Source organism: Intrasporangium sp. (genome assembly GCF_040414665.1).
Taxonomy (GTDB): domain Bacteria; phylum Actinomycetota; class Actinomycetes; order Actinomycetales; family Dermatophilaceae; genus Intrasporangium.
Window position 1 is genome coordinate 20,122 of the sequence record NZ_JBEDUL010000168.1, and the last position, 18,805, is coordinate 38,926.

Annotated in this window: 18 protein-coding genes and 2 tRNA genes; 11 read left to right on the plus strand and 9 right to left on the minus strand. The window is 69.9% G+C overall.

What is annotated here, in order from left to right; translation table 11 throughout:
• Nucleotide 1: 1 nt before the first annotated feature.
• Both ABF401_RS18200 and tig read right to left on the minus strand, forming a co-directional pair.
• Nucleotides 2-1,006 carry a phosphotriesterase family protein gene (locus tag ABF401_RS18200; protein ID WP_353511002.1) on the minus strand — a complete coding sequence of 335 codons (1,005 nt, stop codon included), beginning with the start codon at nucleotides 1,004-1,006 and terminating at the stop codon, nucleotides 2-4.
• Between the two features lie 179 nt (nucleotides 1,007-1,185).
• Entirely contained in the window at nucleotides 1,186-2,577 is a 1,392-nt protein-coding gene (gene tig, locus ABF401_RS18205; RefSeq protein WP_353511003.1) for a trigger factor, read from the minus strand.
• Nucleotides 2,578-2,715: 138 nt separating this feature from the next.
• Between tig and ABF401_RS18210 the strand changes: the two genes are divergently transcribed.
• Entirely contained in the window at nucleotides 2,716-3,261 is a 546-nt protein-coding gene (locus tag ABF401_RS18210; RefSeq protein WP_353511004.1) for a hypothetical protein, read from the plus strand.
• Nucleotides 3,262-3,315: 54 nt separating this feature from the next.
• Here the strand turns inward: ABF401_RS18210 and ABF401_RS18215 are convergent, their stop codons facing one another.
• Both ABF401_RS18215 and ABF401_RS18220 read right to left on the minus strand, forming a co-directional pair.
• Nucleotides 3,316-3,612, minus strand: a complete 297-nt coding sequence (locus ABF401_RS18215; protein ID WP_353511005.1) for a DUF2087 domain-containing protein — start codon at nucleotides 3,610-3,612, stop codon at nucleotides 3,316-3,318.
• Between the two features lie 43 nt (nucleotides 3,613-3,655).
• Nucleotides 3,656-3,729 (minus strand) — tRNA-Gly (locus ABF401_RS18220).
• Nucleotides 3,730-3,837: 108 nt separating this feature from the next.
• Here ABF401_RS18220 and ABF401_RS18225 point away from each other — a divergent pair.
• From ABF401_RS18225 to ABF401_RS18245, 5 genes are all read left to right on the plus strand, one after another.
• Nucleotides 3,838-3,911: transfer RNA gene (locus ABF401_RS18225), tRNA-Pro, on the plus strand.
• Nucleotides 3,912-4,063: 152 nt separating this feature from the next.
• Nucleotides 4,064-4,993 carry an NHL repeat-containing protein gene (locus tag ABF401_RS18230; RefSeq protein ID WP_353511006.1) on the plus strand — a complete coding sequence of 310 codons (930 nt, stop codon included), beginning with the start codon at nucleotides 4,064-4,066 and terminating at the stop codon, nucleotides 4,991-4,993.
• Nucleotides 4,994-5,187: 194 nt separating this feature from the next.
• Nucleotides 5,188-6,393 carry a thiolase family protein gene (locus ABF401_RS18235; protein ID WP_353511007.1) on the plus strand — a complete coding sequence of 402 codons (1,206 nt, stop codon included), beginning with the start codon at nucleotides 5,188-5,190 and terminating at the stop codon, nucleotides 6,391-6,393.
• 65 nt (nucleotides 6,394-6,458) lie between these two features.
• Nucleotides 6,459-7,151 (plus strand): 3-oxoacid CoA-transferase subunit A, encoded by a 693-nt coding sequence (locus tag ABF401_RS18240; protein ID WP_353511008.1) that lies wholly within the window; start codon nucleotides 6,459-6,461, stop codon nucleotides 7,149-7,151.
• Nucleotides 7,148-7,825: a 3-oxoacid CoA-transferase subunit B gene (locus ABF401_RS18245; protein WP_353511009.1), complete on the plus strand. Its 678-nt coding sequence runs from the start codon at nucleotides 7,148-7,150 to the stop codon at nucleotides 7,823-7,825. Before ABF401_RS18240 ends, ABF401_RS18245 begins: the two co-directional genes overlap by 4 nt.
• Nucleotides 7,826-7,921: 96 nt before the next feature.
• Here ABF401_RS18245 and trmB read toward each other — a convergent pair whose 3' ends face one another.
• The 4 genes from trmB to ABF401_RS18265 form a co-directional block, all read right to left on the minus strand.
• Nucleotides 7,922-8,653: a tRNA (guanosine(46)-N7)-methyltransferase TrmB gene (gene trmB, locus ABF401_RS18250; RefSeq protein WP_353511010.1), complete on the minus strand. Its 732-nt coding sequence runs from the start codon at nucleotides 8,651-8,653 to the stop codon at nucleotides 7,922-7,924.
• A 32-nt stretch (nucleotides 8,654-8,685) separates the two neighbouring features.
• Nucleotides 8,686-9,801, minus strand: a complete 1,116-nt coding sequence (locus ABF401_RS18255) for a PP2C family protein-serine/threonine phosphatase (protein WP_353511011.1) — start codon at nucleotides 9,799-9,801, stop codon at nucleotides 8,686-8,688.
• Between the two features lie 74 nt (nucleotides 9,802-9,875).
• Nucleotides 9,876-10,355, minus strand: coding sequence for a ribose-5-phosphate isomerase (locus ABF401_RS18260; protein WP_353511012.1), 480 nt, complete (start codon nucleotides 10,353-10,355; stop codon nucleotides 9,876-9,878).
• 39 nt (nucleotides 10,356-10,394) lie between these two features.
• A complete protein-coding gene (locus tag ABF401_RS18265) occupies nucleotides 10,395-11,006 on the minus strand; it encodes a mycothiol-dependent nitroreductase Rv2466c family protein (protein ID WP_353511013.1) in 612 nt (203 codons plus the stop codon).
• 148 nt (nucleotides 11,007-11,154) lie between these two features.
• Here ABF401_RS18265 and pepN point away from each other — a divergent pair, with 148 nt between their 5' ends.
• The 4 genes from pepN (at nucleotide 11,155) to ABF401_RS18285 (ending at nucleotide 15,861) form a co-directional block, all read left to right on the plus strand.
• Entirely contained in the window at nucleotides 11,155-13,719 is a 2,565-nt protein-coding gene (pepN, locus tag ABF401_RS18270) for an aminopeptidase N (protein WP_353511014.1), read from the plus strand.
• Between the two features lie 44 nt (nucleotides 13,720-13,763).
• Nucleotides 13,764-14,678 carry a mechanosensitive ion channel family protein gene (locus ABF401_RS18275; RefSeq protein ID WP_353511015.1) on the plus strand — a complete coding sequence of 305 codons (915 nt, stop codon included), beginning with the start codon at nucleotides 13,764-13,766 and terminating at the stop codon, nucleotides 14,676-14,678.
• A gap of 31 nt (nucleotides 14,679-14,709) precedes the next feature.
• Nucleotides 14,710-15,096 carry a globin gene (locus ABF401_RS18280; RefSeq protein ID WP_502908284.1) on the plus strand — a complete coding sequence of 129 codons (387 nt, stop codon included), beginning with the start codon at nucleotides 14,710-14,712 and terminating at the stop codon, nucleotides 15,094-15,096.
• A 132-nt stretch (nucleotides 15,097-15,228) separates the two neighbouring features.
• Nucleotides 15,229-15,861, plus strand: coding sequence for a hypothetical protein (locus ABF401_RS18285; RefSeq protein ID WP_353511016.1), 633 nt, complete (start codon nucleotides 15,229-15,231; stop codon nucleotides 15,859-15,861).
• A 19-nt stretch (nucleotides 15,862-15,880) separates the two neighbouring features.
• Here the strand turns inward: ABF401_RS18285 and ABF401_RS18290 are convergent, their stop codons facing one another.
• Nucleotides 15,881-16,738, minus strand: coding sequence for an LLM class flavin-dependent oxidoreductase (locus ABF401_RS18290; protein WP_353511017.1), 858 nt, complete (start codon nucleotides 16,736-16,738; stop codon nucleotides 15,881-15,883).
• A gap of 281 nt (nucleotides 16,739-17,019) precedes the next feature.
• Here ABF401_RS18290 and ABF401_RS18295 point away from each other — a divergent pair, with 281 nt between their 5' ends.
• A complete protein-coding gene (locus ABF401_RS18295; protein ID WP_502908287.1) occupies nucleotides 17,020-18,789 on the plus strand; it encodes a glycoside hydrolase family 13 protein in 1,770 nt (589 codons plus the stop codon).
• The last annotated feature ends 16 nt before the right edge of the window (nucleotides 18,790-18,805 follow it).

The window sequence follows — 18,805 nt, forward strand, 5'->3', positions numbered from 1 at the left end:
CTCACCTTTGAGACATCGTCAGCAGGGCGCGCGGGCTCTCGACCAGGATGCGCTGGAGGTCCTCGTCGCTGACCCCGTGGGACCTGAGGAACGGGACGAACGTCGACAGGACCTGGCCGAACGACAGGGCGGCGCCGGGATCGCCGGGGGCATGGCCCTTGGCCACCCCGATCGCGTTGCTGGACAGGACGACCCGGTCCGCGTGGCCCGCCGCGACCAGCTCGAGGACCAGCCCGGCGCGCTCGCGGTCCGTGACGTGGACAGCGTCCTCCAGACCCACGTGGTCGAGGGCCACGAAGGCTCCCCGGCCGGCGATCTCCAGCACCGCGCCGTCAGCGACAGCATCCCTGCGGTCGAGCCCGCCGACGACGACGCGGTCCGCCGGCAGCTGCTCGTCGAGGACGACCTCGAGGTCGTGCACGGCGTCCTTCCCGTAGCGGACGGAGACCGGGACGCCGGTCCGCAGGGCCGCTCGCGCAGCCCCGCGGAAGAGGCTCTCCTCGGTGGCGGTCATGCCCTCGGGGCTCGCAGCAGTGGCCACGAGGCCAGCGGCGGCTCGCCGTTCGACGCGGGGGACAACCATGCCCTCGACGACCTCCTGGGTGAACAGGTCGGCGAACTTCTCGGCCGGCCACGGGGTCGGCGGGTTGGTCTGTGGGGTGAGGAAGTAGCCGCCGAGCATCTCCTCCGGGCCCATCCCCGTGGAGGCGACGATGTGCACGCCCGTCGACCGCGAGAGCGCCTCGTACAGCGTCAGGTCCCGGCCGTGGAACATGCCGGTGCTGTCGACGATCGTCCTGCCACCCTGCTCACGGAAGTCCGCCAGCTGCCGCCTCAGGCTCTCGAAGATCTCAGCACGGTCCATGGTGACGTCGAACCCGTGCTCGGCTCCGGGGACCACCGACAAGAGTGCCTCGTGAACCGCGACGACGCCCAGGTCCTGAGCGGAGACCGGACCCAGGACGGTGTTGATGGTTCCACCACCGGCAGTCACCGGGTCCGTCATGGCAGGCCTTTCGTCAGCGTCACGTCATCGTGGCCGTCACCGGCCATCCTGACCGACATGCTGTCTTTTCGATTGACATGATGTCAAGCGACTGTCCGGAATCCGGTAAACCTCCGCCGAACGCACGTGGCCCCCGACCGGAAGTCCGGTCGGGGGCCAGGCGGAGATCAGCCAGGCTCTCAGGCCTGAGTCTTCTCGACCTTCGAGTCTGCCGAGTCCGCCGAGTCAGTCGAGTCGAGCGACTCCACGGAGTCGGGCGACTCGGCGGAGGCCTCCGCCTCGTCGCCCTCGATGTCGACCTCGACGCCAGGCATGGCTTCGTTGAGGTCGATGACGTTGCCAGCGGTGTCCTTGACGGACACCTTCTCGAGCACCGACGCCAGCGCCTTGCGGCGGGCGACCTCCGCGACCATGGCCGGGATCTGGCCCTCCTGGTCGAGCGACTGGGCGAAGGCGTTCGGGTCCATGCCGTACTGCTGGGCGTTCATGACGAGGAACTCGATGAGCTCGGCCTGCTGGACCTGCACCTCCTCCTTCTCGGCGATCGCGTCGAGCAGGAGCTGGGTCTTCAGGCCCTTGCGGGTGTTCTCGTCGACCTCGGCGCGGTGCTCGTCGTCCTCGAGCCGTCCCTCGCCCTCGAGGTGCGAGTGCACCTCGGCCTCGATGACGCCCTCGGGCACCGGCACCTCGACCCGCTCGAGGATGGCCTCGAGCAGCTTGTCGCGGGCGGCCACACCCTGCGCGAACTTGGCGTCGGTCCCGGCCTTCTCGGTGAGGTCGGCCTTCAGCTCCTCGAGCGTGTCGAACTCCGAGGCGAGCTGGGCGAACTCGTCGTCGAGCTCGGGGAGCTCTCGCTCCTTGACCGACAGCACGGTCACGGTGCAGTTGGCGTCCTGGCCCTCCCGATCGCCGCCGGCGAGCGGTGCGGTGAACGTCTTCGTCTCGTCGGCCTGCATGCCGATGAGGGCCTCGTCCATCCCGTCGAGCATGTTCTTGCTGCCCACCTCGTAGGAGACGCCCTTGACCGCGTCGATCTCCTCACCCTCCACCTCGGCCGAGAGGTCGATGGACACGAAGTCGCCGTCCTGGACGGGCCGGTCGACGCCCTTGAGGGTGCCGAAGCGGGCACGGAGCGCGTCGAGGCGCTCCTCCACGTCGTCGTCGGAGACGCTGGCCTCGTCGACCGTCAGCTCCAGGTCCGAGAAGTCGGGCAGCTCGATGTCGGGACGCCGGTCAACCTCCGCGATGAAGCTCAAGTCCTCACCATCGGTCGCCGGAACCTTGAGGTCGGTGATCTCGGGCTGGCCGAGCGGACGGACGGCGTTCTCCTCGAGGGCCTTGCCGTAGAGCTCCGGCAGCGCGTTGTTGACGGCCTCCTCGAGCACGGCGGCGCGACCGACGCGCTGCTCGATGATCCGTGCCGGGACCTTGCCTCGACGGAAGCCCGGCACCTGGATGTGCTCGCCAATGTGCTTGATGGCCGCATCGAGGCTCGGCTTGAGCTCCTCGAAAGGGACCTCGACGGTCAACTTGACCCGGGTCGGGCTGAGGGTCTCGAGCGCACTCTTCACTGCGGGTACTCCAAGGGGCTGTGAACGGGGATGTGGACAGGGATGGCGCAACGGCTGACGCCCGCCGGGCGCACCGACGCACCATGCTATAGGTCGACGTGTCCGCGCACTAAATGCGCTCCTCCTATGCTCTGCCCCATGCCCCCGCCTCTCCCGTCGCCGACCCCCGACGATGCGCCGGCCGCACTCGCCGCGCTTCGGCCGCTCCAGCTGCTCAGTGCCGCGATCGGGATGGGAGCCCTGATGCTCACGGCGACGCGGATCCTCGTCGACCTGCCCGTCCACACAGAACCGGTCCCGCCCTCCTGGCTGGCGGTCAGCATCGTCCTCGCATCGGTCGTCGTGGCGACCGGGGTCATCGTCGTCTTCGGCTATTCCGTTCCGTCCCTTCCCACGGGCCTTCCCCGGGAGAACGCCGCCCGGACGAGCCTGCACTACTTCGGGTCGACCACGGTCCTGCGCTCCGCCGTCGCCGAGCTGCCCGTCCTCGTCGCCTTCGCCGTGTCCTTCCTCGCGACCCCGCACTCCTGGCTGCCGCTGCTCGTGGCCCTCCCGGTCTCGGCGGCGCTCTTCTGGTGGCACGCCTGGCCGTCACCGCGGACCGCCGCCGCTGTCGAGAAGGGACTGGAGGCGGAGGGCGCCGAGAGCCACCTCAGCGAGACCCTCGGCTTCCGTGGGGAGTGAGCTCAGCGGCATACGACAGCATGGGCAGCATTGGCCGTATGCCGCTGGGCCTGGTCAGTCGACCGAGCCGCCAGAGCGCCAGTACAGTCCGTCGGCCCGGTCGAGAAAGCCCTCGTCCACGAGGTAGCGGCGCAGGGCCGCGACGTCCGGGTGGAAGGCACGCAGCCGGTTGTTCACGGCCGTCTCGTCGAACTTCTGCCCCGGCTCGAACTCCTGGGCGAGGTGGTCGAGGATGACCAGGCGCTTGCGCAACCGGGTCGGGATGTCGGTGAGCGAACCGTCAGGTGCCAGGAAGGCGCGGAGCACCGCATCCCTGTCCTGCAGGGCGGTGTGGAGGGGAGTTCGGTGCACGCCACCACGGTAGGCAGATGGTGCGACTGAGCCCAAGCGAATTTGGAGCGGGCGACGAGAATCGAACTCGCGTAATCAGTTTGGAAGACTGAGGCTCTACCATTGAGCTACGCCCGCAGGGCCGCTGGTTGGTCCGGCGATCCGAGGCGCTAGCCTACTGGTTCGCGTCCGGTCATCACGAATCGACCCGCACCCGCGGGTCTCATCGTGTCCACCGGGGCGCGACGGGGCATGGCGCAGCTTGGTAGCGCGTCCGCTTTGGGAGCGGAAGGTCGCAGGTTCAAATCCTGTTGCCCCGACAGAGTCTTCACAGGTCCATGGCAGGTTCCGGTCAGGTGCCGGTTCCCGTGCCGGCGGGTCGATTCGAGGACGTTCGGCCCTACCGGTGGCCAGCTCCCGGGCCTTGGCTCGAGACATCGGGTACGCCGCCAAGCGGTGGAAGGAGCCGGTCATGTCCCGGGTCTCGAGAAGTGCAGCAGCCCTGGCCGCCCTGGCGGCAGCTCTGGTGATGGCGATGATGTCGCCCGGCGTCGCCGGGGCCGGACTGACGGGAGGACCGCACACCGACGGCACGATCGTGTCGACCTTCGAGCCGGGCAGCTTCCCCGAGTCGGTCGCCCTCGCGGACGGCATACCGTTCGTGTCCTTGGGCTTCGCCGGTGAGATCCGGCGCGTGACGAACGGGTCCACGATGGTCGTCGGCACCGTCGACCTGGGCGGCAGCTCCCTGCTGACCGGTGTCACCGTCGTCGGCGACCGGCTGTACTTCGCGAGGGCCTCGTTCGACGGCGACGGCTGGCTGTACTCGTTGCCGGTCGCGGCCGAGAACGCGACTCCGACGCTCGTGACCACCTTCCCGGACAGCTTCCCCAACGGCCTGGCCGTGCGCGACGGACTCCTGTACGTCTCGGACAGCCGGGGCGGGCGCGTCTTCACCGTGGACCCCGTCAGCGGGGAGACAGCGACGTGGTGCCAGGATCCGGCGCTGGCGGGTGGCAAGGCGCTCGGGATCAACGGCATCACCTTCCACAATGGACAGCTGTATGCCGTCGTGGCCGCCACCGGCGAAATCATGACCATCGCCGGCGGCGTGGACGGCTGCACCGTCTCGACCGTGGTCCGCTCGAACCAGCTGGTCACCGGTGACGGCATCGCGTTCGGCCCGGACGGCCTGCTCTACGTCACCGTCAACCAGTCCAACAAGCTCGTGGCCGTGGACGTCGCGACCGGCGCGCTGCGCACCATCGCGGGACGCACCAATGGCCTGTCCTACCCGACGCAGACGGTCTTCGGCACCGGAGTCATGTACCTGACCAACGGCGCCCTCGCCAACGGGGCCGCGACGCTCATGCGGTTCCCGCTCGACTCAGCATCACGCTGACTGGTCCTGGAAGCGGCGATTGGGCCGCGCGCACTCCCCAGGTGCCTGCCGACAGGTCGGTAGTAACCATGCCGCGAGCGGCGGTTTCGCGTGGTGCGGCCGTTCTCGTTCCCGGCGGAAGGAGATGGTCTACACTTCGCTTGTTCGTATTGCGCACAATCGTTCGCATTCCGACCAACGGAAGGAAACCACGGATGCCGAGCCACGCGTTTGTCTACGACGCCGTTCGCACGCCGTTCGGGCGGTTCGGCGGCGCCCTCGCCGGGGAGCGTCCGGACGACCTCGCGGCGCTCGTCTTGCGGCGGATCGTCGAGCGCGCACCGGGGTTGGAAGGTGACGGTGCCGGGGAGCACATCGACGAGGTGGTGTTCGGCAACGCCAACGGCGCCGGCGAGGAGAACCGCAACGTCGCGCGCATGGCGGCCCTCCTCGCGGGCCTTCCGACGAGCGTGCCGGGCTCCACGGTGAACCGGCTGTGCGGTTCGAGCCTGGACGCGGCCATGGTCGCGTCGCGGTCCATCGAGACCGGTGACGCGGAGGTGGTGCTCACCGGTGGCGTCGAGTCGATGACCCGAGCGCCCTGGGTGCTGCCCAAGACCGAGAAGCCATATCCGGCCGGCAACCTGAGCCTGGCCTCGACGACGCTCGGGTGGCGCCTGGTCAACCCCACGATGCCGGCCGAGTGGACGGTGTCGCTCGGCGAGGCAACCGAGCAGCTCCGCGAGAAGTACGACATCACGCGGGACCGTCAGGACGCCTTCGCGGAGCGGTCCCACCGCTTGGCCGACCGGGCGTGGTCCGACGGGTTCTACGACGACCTGGTCGTCGCGGTGCCCGGTGTGGAGCTCTCGCGCGATGAGGCGATCCGGCCCGATACGACGGTGGAGAGGCTGGCCGGCCTCGCGACGTCCTTCCGGAAGGAGGGGGGCACGGTGACCGCCGGCAACGCGTCGCCGCTCAACGACGGCGCCTCCGCAGTGCTCCTCGGCAGCGAGCGGGCCCAGGACGAGCTGGGCCTCGACCCGATCGCGCGGATCGCTGGTCGTGGCGCGAGCGCGAACGAGCCGCAGTTCTTCGGCTACGCGCCGGTCGAGGCTGCCAACCGGGCGCTGGCCCGGGCCGGCATCACGTGGGACGACGTGTCGGCGGTCGAGCTGAACGAGGCCTTCGCCGCCCAGTCGCTGGCCTGCATCGACGCGTGGCCCATCGACGCCGAGATCGTCAACCGGCACGGCGGCGCGATCGCCATCGGGCACCCACTCGGCGCCTCCGGCGGTCGGATCCTCGGCACCCTCGCGCGGGACCTGCAGCGCACCGGGGAGCGATGGGGCGTCGCCTGCATCTGCATCGGCGTGGGCCAGGGCCTCGCGGTGGTGCTCGAGAACGTCACCTCCCACTGAGTGAGCCAGACCGCGTGAACGAGCTCAGCGGCATACGGAAACGCTTGAAGGAGAAAGAAATCCACATGCTCACGATCTCTGAGAGCGCCAGGGAAGCGGTTGCCGACATCCCTGATGGCGCGACGGTCCTCATCGGCGGCTTCGGCACGGCCGGTCAGCCCGTCGAGCTCATCGAGGCCCTCGTCCAGAGCGGCGCCGGCGACCTCACCGTGGTCAACAACAACGCCGGGAACGGTGACACCGGGCTGGCAGCCCTCATCGCGGCCGGCCGCGTGCGCAAGATCATCTGCTCCTTCCCGAGACAGCACGACAGCCACCACTTCGATGCGAAGTACCGGGCCGGCGAGATCGACCTCGAGCTGGTGCCGCAGGGCAACCTCGCCGAGAGGATTCGCGCGGCCGGCGCTGGTATCGGCGCCTTCTTCACGCCGACCGGTTACGGCACGCAGCTGGCCGAAGGTCGGGAGGTCCGCGAGATCGACGGCCGCCACTACGTGCTCGAGTACCCCATCCGGGGCGACTACGCCCTCGTCAAGGCGCACCGAGCCGACGGGGTCGGCAACCTCACCTACCGCAAGACCGCCCGGAACTTCGGGCCCATCATGGCCGCCGCGGCGACGACGACGATCGTCCAGGTACACGAGCTCGTGCCGGTCGGCGGCATCGACCCCGAGATCGTGGTGACCCCGGGCATCCACGTCGACCGGGTCGTCGTCGTCCCGACCGAGGCGACCCCGCAACCGGAGGAGGGCCAATGAGTGCTGGGACGAACCCGGTACGCACGTTCAGCGAGGGGCCCGACCGCCTCGGCAAGCACGCGCTTGCCGCGCTCGTGGCGGCCGACATCCCGACCGGGGCGTACGTCAACCTCGGCATCGGCCAGCCCACCCTCGTCGCCGACCACCTCTCACCCGAGCAGCACGTCACGCTGCACACGGAGAACGGCATGCTCGGCATGGGTCCCGCTGCGCAGGGCGATGAGATCGACCTCGACCTGATCAACGCCGGCAAGATCCCCGTGACCGAGCTGCCGGGGGCGTCCTACTTCCACCACGCCGACTCGTTCGCGATGATGCGCGGCGGACACCTGGACATCTGCGTCCTCGGCGCCTACCAGGTCGCCGCCAACGGGGACCTGGCCAACTGGCACACCGGCCACCCGGACGACATCCCGGCCGTCGGCGGGGCCATGGACCTGGCCTTGGGCGCGAAGGAGACCTACGTCATGATGAGCCTTCTCACCCGAGACGGTGAGAGCAAGCTCGTCGAGCGGTGCACCTATCCCCTGACGGGAGTCGGCTGTGTCACCCGGGTCTACACCGACGTCGCGGTGTTCCTCATCCGTCCCGAAGGCGTCCGCGTCCGCGAGACGCATGGGATGACGTTCGAGCAGCTGCAGGCCGTTGTACCCGTGCCCCTGACCCGGGCCTGAGGAGCTGTCTCCGCGGCCGGAGCGGTCGATCGACGCGTCGCCTGCCCACTCGGAGAGCTGACCTGCTGAGTCGCCAGAGGACTCACCGGGTCAGCCTCACCCGACGAGGTCGAGGCGCAGCTCGTGGATCTCGCGGCCGACCGCCCTCCCCTTGGCCTCGAAGCCGGCCTCGGGCCGCCAGCGCGGACGCTCGCTCCGGCTCGCGCGAAAGCGCGGATGCGCGGCCGCCTCCGCGAGGACGTGCTCGGCGTAGAAGTCCTGGTCGGTGGCGATCAGGACATAACCGCCAGGCTTCAGGACCCGGGCGAGCAGGTCGAGGTTCGTGGGCGACACGAACCTGCGTTTGGTGTGCTTCTTCTTGCGCCATGGGTCCGGGAAGAAGAGGTGGATCGCGTCGAAGGTCTGGTCCGCGACGCGTTCCTCGAGGAAGACGACCGCGTCCGCCTGCTCGACGCGAAGGTTCGGCACTCCCGCCTCGTCTGCGGAGGCGAGCATCCGGGCCAGGCCCGGGGTGTGCACGTCAATGGCCAGCACGTCCCAGGAGGGAAACTCGGCGGCATGGGCAATGGCGGCGTGACCGTGCCCACAGCCGATCTCGAGCACGACCGGCGCGATCCGCCCGAAGGCCCGCTCCGGCTCGAATCGCCCGGCCGGCAGCGCCCGCGCCGGCCCGAACCGCTCGAGTCGATCGAGGGTGAGGCTGGACAGCCGACCCCGCCTGACGAAGCTGCGCACCCGCGCGGGCGTCACGCCCTCGGGCAGGTCGGGCACGTCATGGGGTTGGCGTCGCGCTCTCGCGAGCTCGCGCTCCTGGGCCGGTTCGGTCACGCAGGCATCGTAGTGACGTCGCGTGCCGCCGGTCAGCGCCGCCAGATCGTGACGACGGCCCTGTCATCGCCGTGGCCCGCGAGCGCATGGTCGCAGAGGCGTTGGGCGAGGCCCTCGAACCCCTTCGTGACGAAGGACTCCGCGCGTCCGAGCATCCGGTCGATGCCGTCGATGAGCGCCTTGTCCCGCGCCTCGATGACGCCGTCGCTGTAGAGGACGAGGGCGTCGCCGCGTCGAATGGTTCCGGTCTCGCGCGGGAACTCGGCGCTCTCGATGACGCCGAGGAGCGGGCCACGGCCGCCGGAGAGCATCCGCCACCGGCCCGACCCCGCGGCGAACTGCGCCGCGGCCGGGTGCCCGGCGTAGCCGATGGAGAAGTCACCGGTGCCGAGATCGATCGCGACATGGACCGCCGTGGCGAAGCCCTCGGCCCACCGCAGACGCAGCAGGTGGTTGTTGGCCGCGTGGAGGAAGCCGTTCTCGCTCATCTCGCCGAGCAGTCCGCCCAGGGCGCCGGAGAGCAGCAGCGACCGGGTGCCCGCCTGACGGCCCTTGCCCGAGACGTCGACCAGGGCGATCTCGAGCATCCTGCCGTCGGTGGAGCGCCCCGCGACGACGAAGTCACCCGCGAAGCCGTCGCCGTATGCCGACTCGAGGGCCATCTCCGCCGACCAGTCCGGGGGCAGCTCCGGCAGCTCCCCCTGGGCACGGAGGCGGTCGCGCATGTCGACGAGCATCGACTCGCCACTCACGCCCACGACACCGACCTGGGCCCGGGCGTGCGCCAGCCAGATCATGAGCAGCATGATCGCCAACGTGACGACCTCGGTGCCGAAGGTCGCTCCCTTGCGGTCACCGAGAGCCGCCCCGACCACCGCCAATGTCGTGAACAGGGTGATGTAGACGACGACCAGGTGCCGGGGCTCGAGGAAGAGGCCGGCGACGACGACGAGGAACGAGAAGATGCCCCAGGGCATGTGCTCGGGCCACGTGGCGATCGCCCAACCCGCGGCCAGTCCGGCCAGGATGAGAGCGATGACGAGAACCCAGGGGGAACGCGACATCCAGGGCATGAGCATGCGGGCTCGGCGGATCGTGCCAGTGGCGATGGCGGGGCGTTGAGAGACGAAGCTCTCGTTGACGGCCACAGGCCTCCATCCATGGATCGAAGGGGCCGTGGAAGGTCCGGCGGGCAGCGATCCTCGTCGTTTCAGTTGGTCGTTCAGTCGGTCGTGTCGGGCGGCGCGGGGAGGGTCCGATCGCTCTCGTACGCCGAAACCATACCCACGCGGCGACGGTGCCGCGCCTCATCGGAGAATTCTGTGGCCAAGAAGGTATCGACGATGCTCGTGGCCTCGTCCACGCTCGTGAACCGCGCTCCGATGGAGAGGACTTGGGCGTCGTTGTGCTCTCGCGCGAGAGCGGCCAGCTCGGACGACGAGCACAGGGCGGCGCGGATGCCGCGCACCTTGTTCGCCGCCATCTGCTCACCGTTCCCTGAGCCGCCGAGCACCACACCACGAGAACCGGACTCGGCAGCCACGGCCTCCGCGGCCCGCAGCACGTAGACGGGATAGTCGTCCTGCTCGTCATAGTGGAACGGGCCGTGGTTGATGACCTCGTGGCCAGCCCCCTCGAGGTGCGCGATGAGGGCCTGCTGGAGCTCGTAGGCCGCATGGTCGCCGGCGATGTGGATGCGCATGTCCGTCCTTGCGTCGGGTTGGCGGGGAGGAAGGGTGGCTCAGGTGAGGATAGGGCCCTGAGTCCTCGTTCGCTTCAGCTCGTAGAACCCCGGAGTGCTGGCGACGAGCACGCACCCGTCCCAGAGCCGTGCAGCGTCCTCGCCCTTGGGAGCCGGGGTCACGACCGGTCCGAAGAAGGCGATGCCCTCGACCGAGATGATCGGCGTGCCGACGTCCGTGCCGACGAGGCTGATCCCCCTCTTGTGACTGCGTCGCAGCGCCGCGTCGTGGGTCTTGTGGTGCGCCGCGGACGCGAGTCGCTCGGGCAGGCCGACGTCGGCCAGCGACTCCCGGATGACCTGGTCGAAGTCCTTGACCTTGCGCAGGTGGATGCGGGTCCCCATCGCGTCGTAGAGCGGTTTGACGACGTCGGGGCCGTGCTCCTCGGCAGCCGCGATGATGGTCCGGACGGGACCCCAGGCGTTGTCCATGAGGGAGCGGTACGCGGCGTCGAGGTCCCGGTGCTCGTTGAGCACGGCCAAGCTCATCACCGACCACGTGACCTCGAGGTCTCGCAGCGTCTCGACCTCCATGAGCCAGCGAGAGGTCATCCACGCCCACGGACAGATCGGGTCGAACCACATCTCCACATGCTTGTGCTCGGTGACCATGACCTCATCCTCGCACCCGCCCGGGGCCTCCCCGCGGCCAGTGGCCACTGACCGATCCGGCCCACATCCGTGCGAGGATGTCCCCCGCGACGGAGCCGTCCCCACCTGCGGACGACCGTGCCCGACCCGTCCCCCAGAGGAGGCCTTCGTGCCCGGCAAGAACCTGACCCGCGACGAGGCGGCGCTGCGCGCCAGCCTGCTCCGGGTTGAGAGCTACGACGTCCAGCTCGACCTGACGACGGGACCACAGACGTTCCGGACGGTCTCCACCGTGCGTTTCTCCTGCTCCGAGCCGGGAGCCGCGACGTTCATCGACCTCATCGCTGAGTCCGTCCAGCGCGTGACGCTCAACGGCAGGGAGCTCGATCCCGCCGAGGTCTTCGTCGACTCCCGGGTGACGCTGCCCGACCTCGCCGCAGTCAACGAGCTGACGGTCGACGCGACCGGTCGCTACACCAACACCGGTGAGGGGCTGCACCGGTTCGTCGACCCCATCGACAACGAGGTCTACCTCTACACCCAGTTCGAGGTGCCCGACTCGCGTCGGATGTACGCCGTCTTCGAGCAACCCGACCTCAAGGCGTCCTTCCGGTTCACCGTGACGGCCCCGGCACACTGGAAGGTCATCTCCAACTCCCCCACCCCGGAGCCGAACCCGGCCGGCGTCGTCGACCACACCGAGGTGGCCACGTGGTCCTTCGCGCCGACGAAGCGCATCTCCTCGTACATCACCGCGCTCATCGCCGGCCCGTACGACGAGGTCCGCGACGAGGTGCAGACCCGTGGCGGCACCGTCCCCCTCGGCGTCTTCTGCCGCAGGTCGCTGACGCAGCACCTCGATGCGGACAACATCTTCGACTGCACGAAGAAGGGCTTCGCCTTCTTCGAGGCGGAGTTCGACCAGCCCTACCCCTTCGAGAAGTACGACCAGGTCTTCACGCCCGAGTACAACATGGGCGCGATGGAGAACGCCGGGGCGGTCACCTTCACGGAGGTCTACGTCTTCCGGTCGAAGGTCTCCGAGGCGAAGATCGAGCGCCGCGCGCTGACGATCCTCCACGAGCTGGCCCACATGTGGTTCGGCAACCTCGTGACGATGAAGTGGTGGGACGACCTCTGGCTCAACGAGTCGTTCGCCGAGTGGGCCTCGACGACCTGTCAGGCGGAGGCCACCGAGTGGACGAGCGCCTGGACGACCTTCGGGACCGCCGAGAAGGCCTGGGCCTACACCCAGGACCAGCTCAGCTCGACGCACCCCATCGCCGCGGACATGCGCCATCTCGAGGACGTCGAGGTGAACTTCGACGGCATCACCTACGCCAAGGGCGCCTCCGTCCTCAAGCAGCTCGTCGCCTACGTCGGACGAGAGCCCTTCGTCGCCGCCCTGAGGGAGTACTTCAGGGCGCACGCCTGGGGCAACACGACCCTCGCCGACCTGCTCGGAGAGCTCGAGAAGGCATCCGGGCGCGACCTGGCGTCGTGGGCCAAGCTCTGGCTCGAGACCGCCGGCGTCAACACGCTCCGGCCGGTCTTCGAGGTCGCCGAGGACGGCACGTACCGCTCCTTCGCCGTCGCCCAGACCGCACCGGGCGAGTACCCCACGCTGCGCCCGCACCGCCTCGGCATCGGCCTGTACGACCGGGTCGGTGACACGCTCGTCCGGTCCCAGTACCTCGAGGTCGACATCGACGGGTCGCGCACCGACCTGCCCGACCTCGTCGGCCGCGCCCAGCCCGACCTGCTCCTGCTCAACGACGACGACCTGGCCTACGCGAAGATCCGCCTCGACGAGCGGTCGCTGCGCACCGCTCTCGACCTGCCCCGTGGTTTCCAGGGCTCCCTGCCGCGGTCCCTCGTGCTCGGAGCGACCTGGGACATGACCCGCGACGCGGAGATGCCGGCCCGTGACTTCGTCCGCCTCGTGCTCGACTCGCTGCCGGGTGAACACGACTCGACCCTGCTGCGGGTGCTGCTCACCCAGATCACCACGGCGACGCGCCTCTACACGGCGCCGGCCCACCGCGCGGAGACCGCGGCGCTGCTCTCGTCGACCTTGCGTGGCCTGGCGGAGGCAGCCGAGCCCGGCAGCGACGCCCAGTTCCAGCTCATCGAGGGCTGGGCGAACACCACGGTCGACCCCGCCGACGAGGCGCCCCTGCGGGCGCTGCTCACCGGAGCCGAGTCACTGCCGGGGCTCACCGTCGACACGGAGCTGCGCTGGACCTTCACCCTGGCCCTGGCCGCACTCGGCGTGGCGGAGTCGGACGAGATCCAGGCCGAGCTCGACCGGGACCCCACCGCGACCGGCAAGGAGCGTGCCGCGGAGGCCTTGGCCGCTCGCCCGACCGCTGCGGCCAAGGCGGACGCGTGGGCCAAGGCGGTGGAGCGCAACGACCTGTCCAACCAGATGGTCCAGGCCATCGGCAACGGCTTCCGCCGCAGCACCGACCTCACGCTCCTGGAGCCGTACGTCGAGAAGTACCACGCCATGCTCGTCGACGCCTGGGCCTCGCGCAGCGTCGCCATCGGTGAGCGGGTCGTCGGCGGCTTCTACCCGTTCAGCCTCGCGAGCAAGGAGCTCAAGGCCGCCTCGGACGCGTGGCTCGACTCCCACCAGGACGCCCCGGCGGGTCTCGTGCGCACCGTGGCGGAGAACCGCGACACGATCACCCGCGCGCTGAGCGCGCAGGCCAAGGACGCCGAGCGCCAGTGAGCCTCGCCACTCGAGTCAGCTGAGCGGCATACACAATGGTCCGTATGCCGCTGAGCTCGCTTCCATCGCTCACGTGGGCCCAGGTGGGTGAGTGGTTTGTGGGGACTCCGCTCCAGATCATCGTCACCGTCGCGCTGGCGGTCGTCGCTCTGCGACTGCTGCACCACCTCATCGACCGGGTCGTCGCGGGAGCGACGACTCGACACACCCAGCGCGCCGCCCAGCCGGGTGCGGGGCGGGCACTGGCGCAGGCGATCGGCCTCGCCAACGAGCGACACCTGCAGCGGACCCGCACGATGGGTTCGCTGCTGCACAACGTCGTCACGATCGTCGTCCTGACGGTCGCCACGCTCACGGTCATGGCGCTGCTCGAGATCCCGCTCGGGCCGCTGCTGGCTTCGGTCGGCGTCGGCGGAGTCGCACTGGGCTTCGGGGCGCAGAGCCTCGTCAAGGACTTCCTGTCGGGGATCTTCATGATCGTCGAGGACCAGTACGGCGTCGGTGACGTCATCGACACGGGTGAGGCCGTGGGAACGGTGGAGACCGTGTCGCTGCGGGTGACCCAGCTACGCGACGCGAACGGCGTGACGTGGTACGTCCGCAACGGCGAGATCATCCGGATCGGCAACCGCTCCCAGGGCTGGTCCATCGCCGTCGTCGATCTTCCAGTCCCCTACGACGAGGACGTCGAGCGGGTCAAGGGACTGATCCAGGCCGTTGCCGACGAGCTGCGCGACATCTCGCCCTGGGACAAGAAGCTGCTCGGGCCGCCGACGGTGGGCGTGGAGTCGATGACGGGCGGGGTCGTCACCGTGCGGGTCTCGGTCCGGACCGTTGCCCAGGAGCACTTCTCGGTGCAACGGGAGCTGCGGGAGCGGATCAAGAACGCCTTCGACCGGGAGGGGGTCCGGTCGCCCACCGTCCTCCCGGCCGTCCCGCCCTACGGAGGCCAGGCCTGAGCGCCGTTGCCCGTCTGGGACAATCGGCGCCGTGACGTACTACGACGACTTCGGTGGCCACCAGACCTTCGCGAAGCTCGTCGGGGAGTTCTACCGGGGCGTGGCGCAGGACGACGAGCTCCGGGCGCTCTACCCCGAGCAGGACCTGGGCCCGGCCGAGGACCGGCTCCGCATGTTCTTCGAGCAGTACTGGGGTGGCCCGACGACGTACTCCGACCAGCGCGGGCACCCCCGCCTGCGGATGCGCCACGTGCCGTTCCGCGTGACCCCTGACATGCGGGATCGCTGGCTGCTCCACATGATGAACGCCGTCGACACGCTGGGCCTCGAGCCGGACCTGGACGACCGACTGCGCGACTACCTCACTCGGGCCGCGTACTCACTGGTCAACACCCCGGGACCGGACGGAGCCTATTGATCCGCGCCGTTCCCGGCGTCCCACGAACTCACAGGGACTCACAGCACGTTGACCGGGCGCAGCCATCCTTCCTGGTGTTGGCTGATGGCAAGGGCCACGCGTTGGCTGCGGAAGGCATGAAGGGAACGCGACGTGACAGCGATCAACAAGAAGATGGCCGGCATCGCGGCGGTGGGTGCGGCTGCGCTGGCGATCGGATTCGGCATCTCGTCCGGAGCCCAGGCTGACCAGGCCACCCCCACGCCGTCGCCCACGACCCAGAGCGGGTCCAGTGGCAGCAACGGCGATGGCAACGGTCAGGGCTGGGGTGCGGGCGGCCGGCACGGCATGGGTGGCATGGGCGCCCTCCGAGGGGACCTCTCCGAGCTCGCCTCGAAGCTGGGGGTCGACCAGGCCAAGCTGCGGGACGCCCTGACCGCAGTGCGGAGCGACCTCAAGGCCGAGCTGAAGGACCTCCGGGCCAAGGCCAAGGGTGACGCGACGGCCGACCGCCAGGCCCTCCGCGACCAGATGCAGCAGAAGCTCGCGGATGCCCTCGCGAAGGAGCTCGGGATCGACTCGAGCAAGGTCAGCAGCGCCCTTACGGACCTCGAAGCGGCTCACCAGGCCGAGCGCGACAAGGCCCTGACGGACCGGCTCGACCAGGCCGTCAAGGACGGCAAGCTCACCCAGGCCGAGGCAGACGCGGTCAAGAAGGCCGTGGACGCCGGTGTCATCGGTGGCGGGCGGGGGCTGGGCCTGCACCTGGGCCGCGGCCAGCGCTGAGCCCGCCGCGACGCGTCGCTCAGGGACGCGGCGGGCCCGCCTCGACCCGGCGTCGGACCTCCGCAAGGCCGTCCGGACCTTCGGGCAGGTCCCACCAGCTCTCGATCCACCAGGTCGCGCCAGCCTGCTCCCAGACGCCGGGCTCGGCAGGCTCGAGCGTGGTGAACGAGCCGTGCGAGTCGGCCTCGATGACCGCGTCGTAGCCGTCCATGGCCAGCCCCGCCGCGGCCCGCAGCTCCCGGACCGAGTCCATGACGGCGCCGAAGTCCTCGACCGACTTTGCGCCCTCACCGGACGGCGGATGGATCGCCGGGATGACCCCCTGCCAGCGCGCCGCCCGCTCGAGGGATCGTTGGCGACCGTCGCGGCCGACGGTCGCGGCACCGACGACCCAAACCGGCGGATGTGGGCGTTGCGGGGTGGGCGGTGGCTTGGGGAAGTCGTTGTGACCGGCGGAGTAGTGCCTGCCCTCGTAGGTGAAGTCCGGGTCGCCACCGAGCAGCCCGGCATAGATGGCCAGCGACTCGTCGAGCTTCCTCGCCCGGACGGCGCGACCCTCGTCAGCCTCGAAGGCCAGCCACCCGGGATGCAGGGCGCCGAGCCCGACCGACATGACGGCCCGCCCGCCGCTGATCCGGTCGACCGAGCCGACCTTCGAGGCGAGGTCCCACGGCCGGTGTCGCGATGCCGGCGTCAGCAGGGTGCCCAGCCGGATCGAGGAGGTGACCATCGCGGCGGCGCCGAGCTCGACCCACGCGTCGACGCCGTAGAGCGCCTCCCACGTGAAGACCCCGTCCCACCCTCGCCCCTCGCCCAGCCGGGCCAGGTCTGCGAAAGCGAGCTCAGCGGCATACGGCACGACGAATCCGAAGTTCATCGGTCCTGCCTACCAGCGGACACCGACACAACCCCAGTGCAGGTCGGCGCGTCTGGCGCGTTGCTTGACGATGGTGTTGCAGCGCGGACTCGTCGGGCCGGCGCGACCAGGTCGGGGGGCGTGTCAAGCCGGACGTGGCGCTGTGCAGGCTTGCGGCGACTGGCCCACTGATTCGCCGCGCGAATCAGTGGGCCAGTGTCGCAGGCCCGAGCGTGTCCGCCTTGGCTTCGCATGCAAGAACTTGCAGGTCTTGCTTGGTCTTTGCGGCCGGATGGTCGATGATGGGCCCGGTGACCTCGACGCAAACCCCGTCCCGTCCCACGCTGCGCGTCTCTCCCGTGATCCATGCCGCCGATCAGCGCGAGTCCGCATGGTGGCGCCACGCCGTGATCTACCAGGTCTACCCGCGGTCGTGGGCCGACTCGAACGGTGATGGCATCGGCGACCTGCCCGGCATCACGGCACGACTCGGACACCTCCGAACCCTCGGCGTGGACGCGCTCTGGCTGTCGCCGTTCTACCCGAGCCCGCAGGCCGACGCGGGCTACGACGTGGCGGACTACCGCGACGTCGACCCCCTCTTCGGTCGGCTCGCGGACGCCGACGAGCTCATCGGGCGGGCCCACGACCTCGGCCTGCGCGTCATCGTCGACCTCGTGCCGAACCACAGCTCCGACGCCCACGCGTGGTTCCGGGCCGCACTCGCGGCCGGCCCGGGCTCCCCCGAGCGCGAGCGCTACGTCTTCCGCGACGGCCGCGGGGCCGGAGGTGTACTGCCCCCGAACAACTGGGAGTCGGTCTTCGGTGGGCCGGCGTGGACCCGACTGACAGAGCCGGACGGCACGCCCGGCCAGTGGTACCTGCACCTGTTCGACTCCACCCAGCCGGACTTCAACTGGGACCACCACGAGGTTCGGGCGGAGTTCGAGTCCGTCCTGCGGTTCTGGCTCGACCGAGGCGTGGACGGATTCCGCGTCGACGTCGCGCACGGCCTCGTCAAGAAGGACGGCCTTCCCGATCACCGGGCCCGCACCCACATGCTCGGTGACACCGAGGAGGCGGCGGCGCACGTGCTCGACGGCCACGCGCCTGAGCCGACGCACCACATCCCGTACTGGGACCAGGACGGTGTCCACGAGATCTACCGGTCCTGGCGCGGGGTGCTGAACTCGTACGGCGAGCCGGACCGCATCCTGTGCGCCGAGGCCTGGGTCGAGCCGCAGGAGCGGGCCGTGCTCTACACGCGTCCGAACGAGATGCACCAGGCCTTCAACTTCGACTTCCTCGGCACGCCGTGGATCGGCGAGGACCTCGTGGCGGTCATCGAGCGGTCCCTGCTCGCCGCGGACTCCGTCGGCGCACCCTCGACGTGGGTGCTGTCCAACCACGACGTGGTCCGCCACGCCACGCGGCTCGGTTACGAGCCGGGCACGAGGCGCCCCAACGGGATCGGCGCCGAGGACCCGCAGCCCAACCACGAGCTCGGCCTCCGGCGCGCCCGAGCCGCCACGACGCTGATGCTCGCGCTGCCCGGCAGCGCCTACCTCTACCAGGGCGAGGAGCTCGGCCTGCCCGAGTCCACCGACCTGCCCGACGAGCTGCGCCAGGACCCGACGTTCGTGCGGAGCGGCGGCGAGGAGAAGGGACGCGACGGCTGCCGGGTGCCGATGCCCTGGACCAAGGACGCGCCGGGCCACGGCTTCGGACCCAGCCCGGCCACGTGGTTGCCCCAACCGAGCAGCTACGGCCGCTACGCCGTGGACCAGCAGGACCGGGTCGCCGGCTCGACGCTCGAGCTCTATCGGACCCTGCTGCGCCGGCGCCGCGAACTCTCGCTCGGGTCCGGCTCGCTGGCCTTCGTCCGGGGCTACGGTCCGGACGTCGTCGCCTTCGTCAACGGCAGCGCCGACGGGGACCGCGTCCTCGTCGTCGCCAACCTCGGCGCCGAGCCGGTGCCGCTGCCGGACGGGGCCGAGGTGATAGCCGCATCGGCGCCGCTCGACGCAGGCCTGGTGCCGACGGACGCCACCGTATGGGCGAGGTGGCCGTGACCAACCGGCCGCCGGG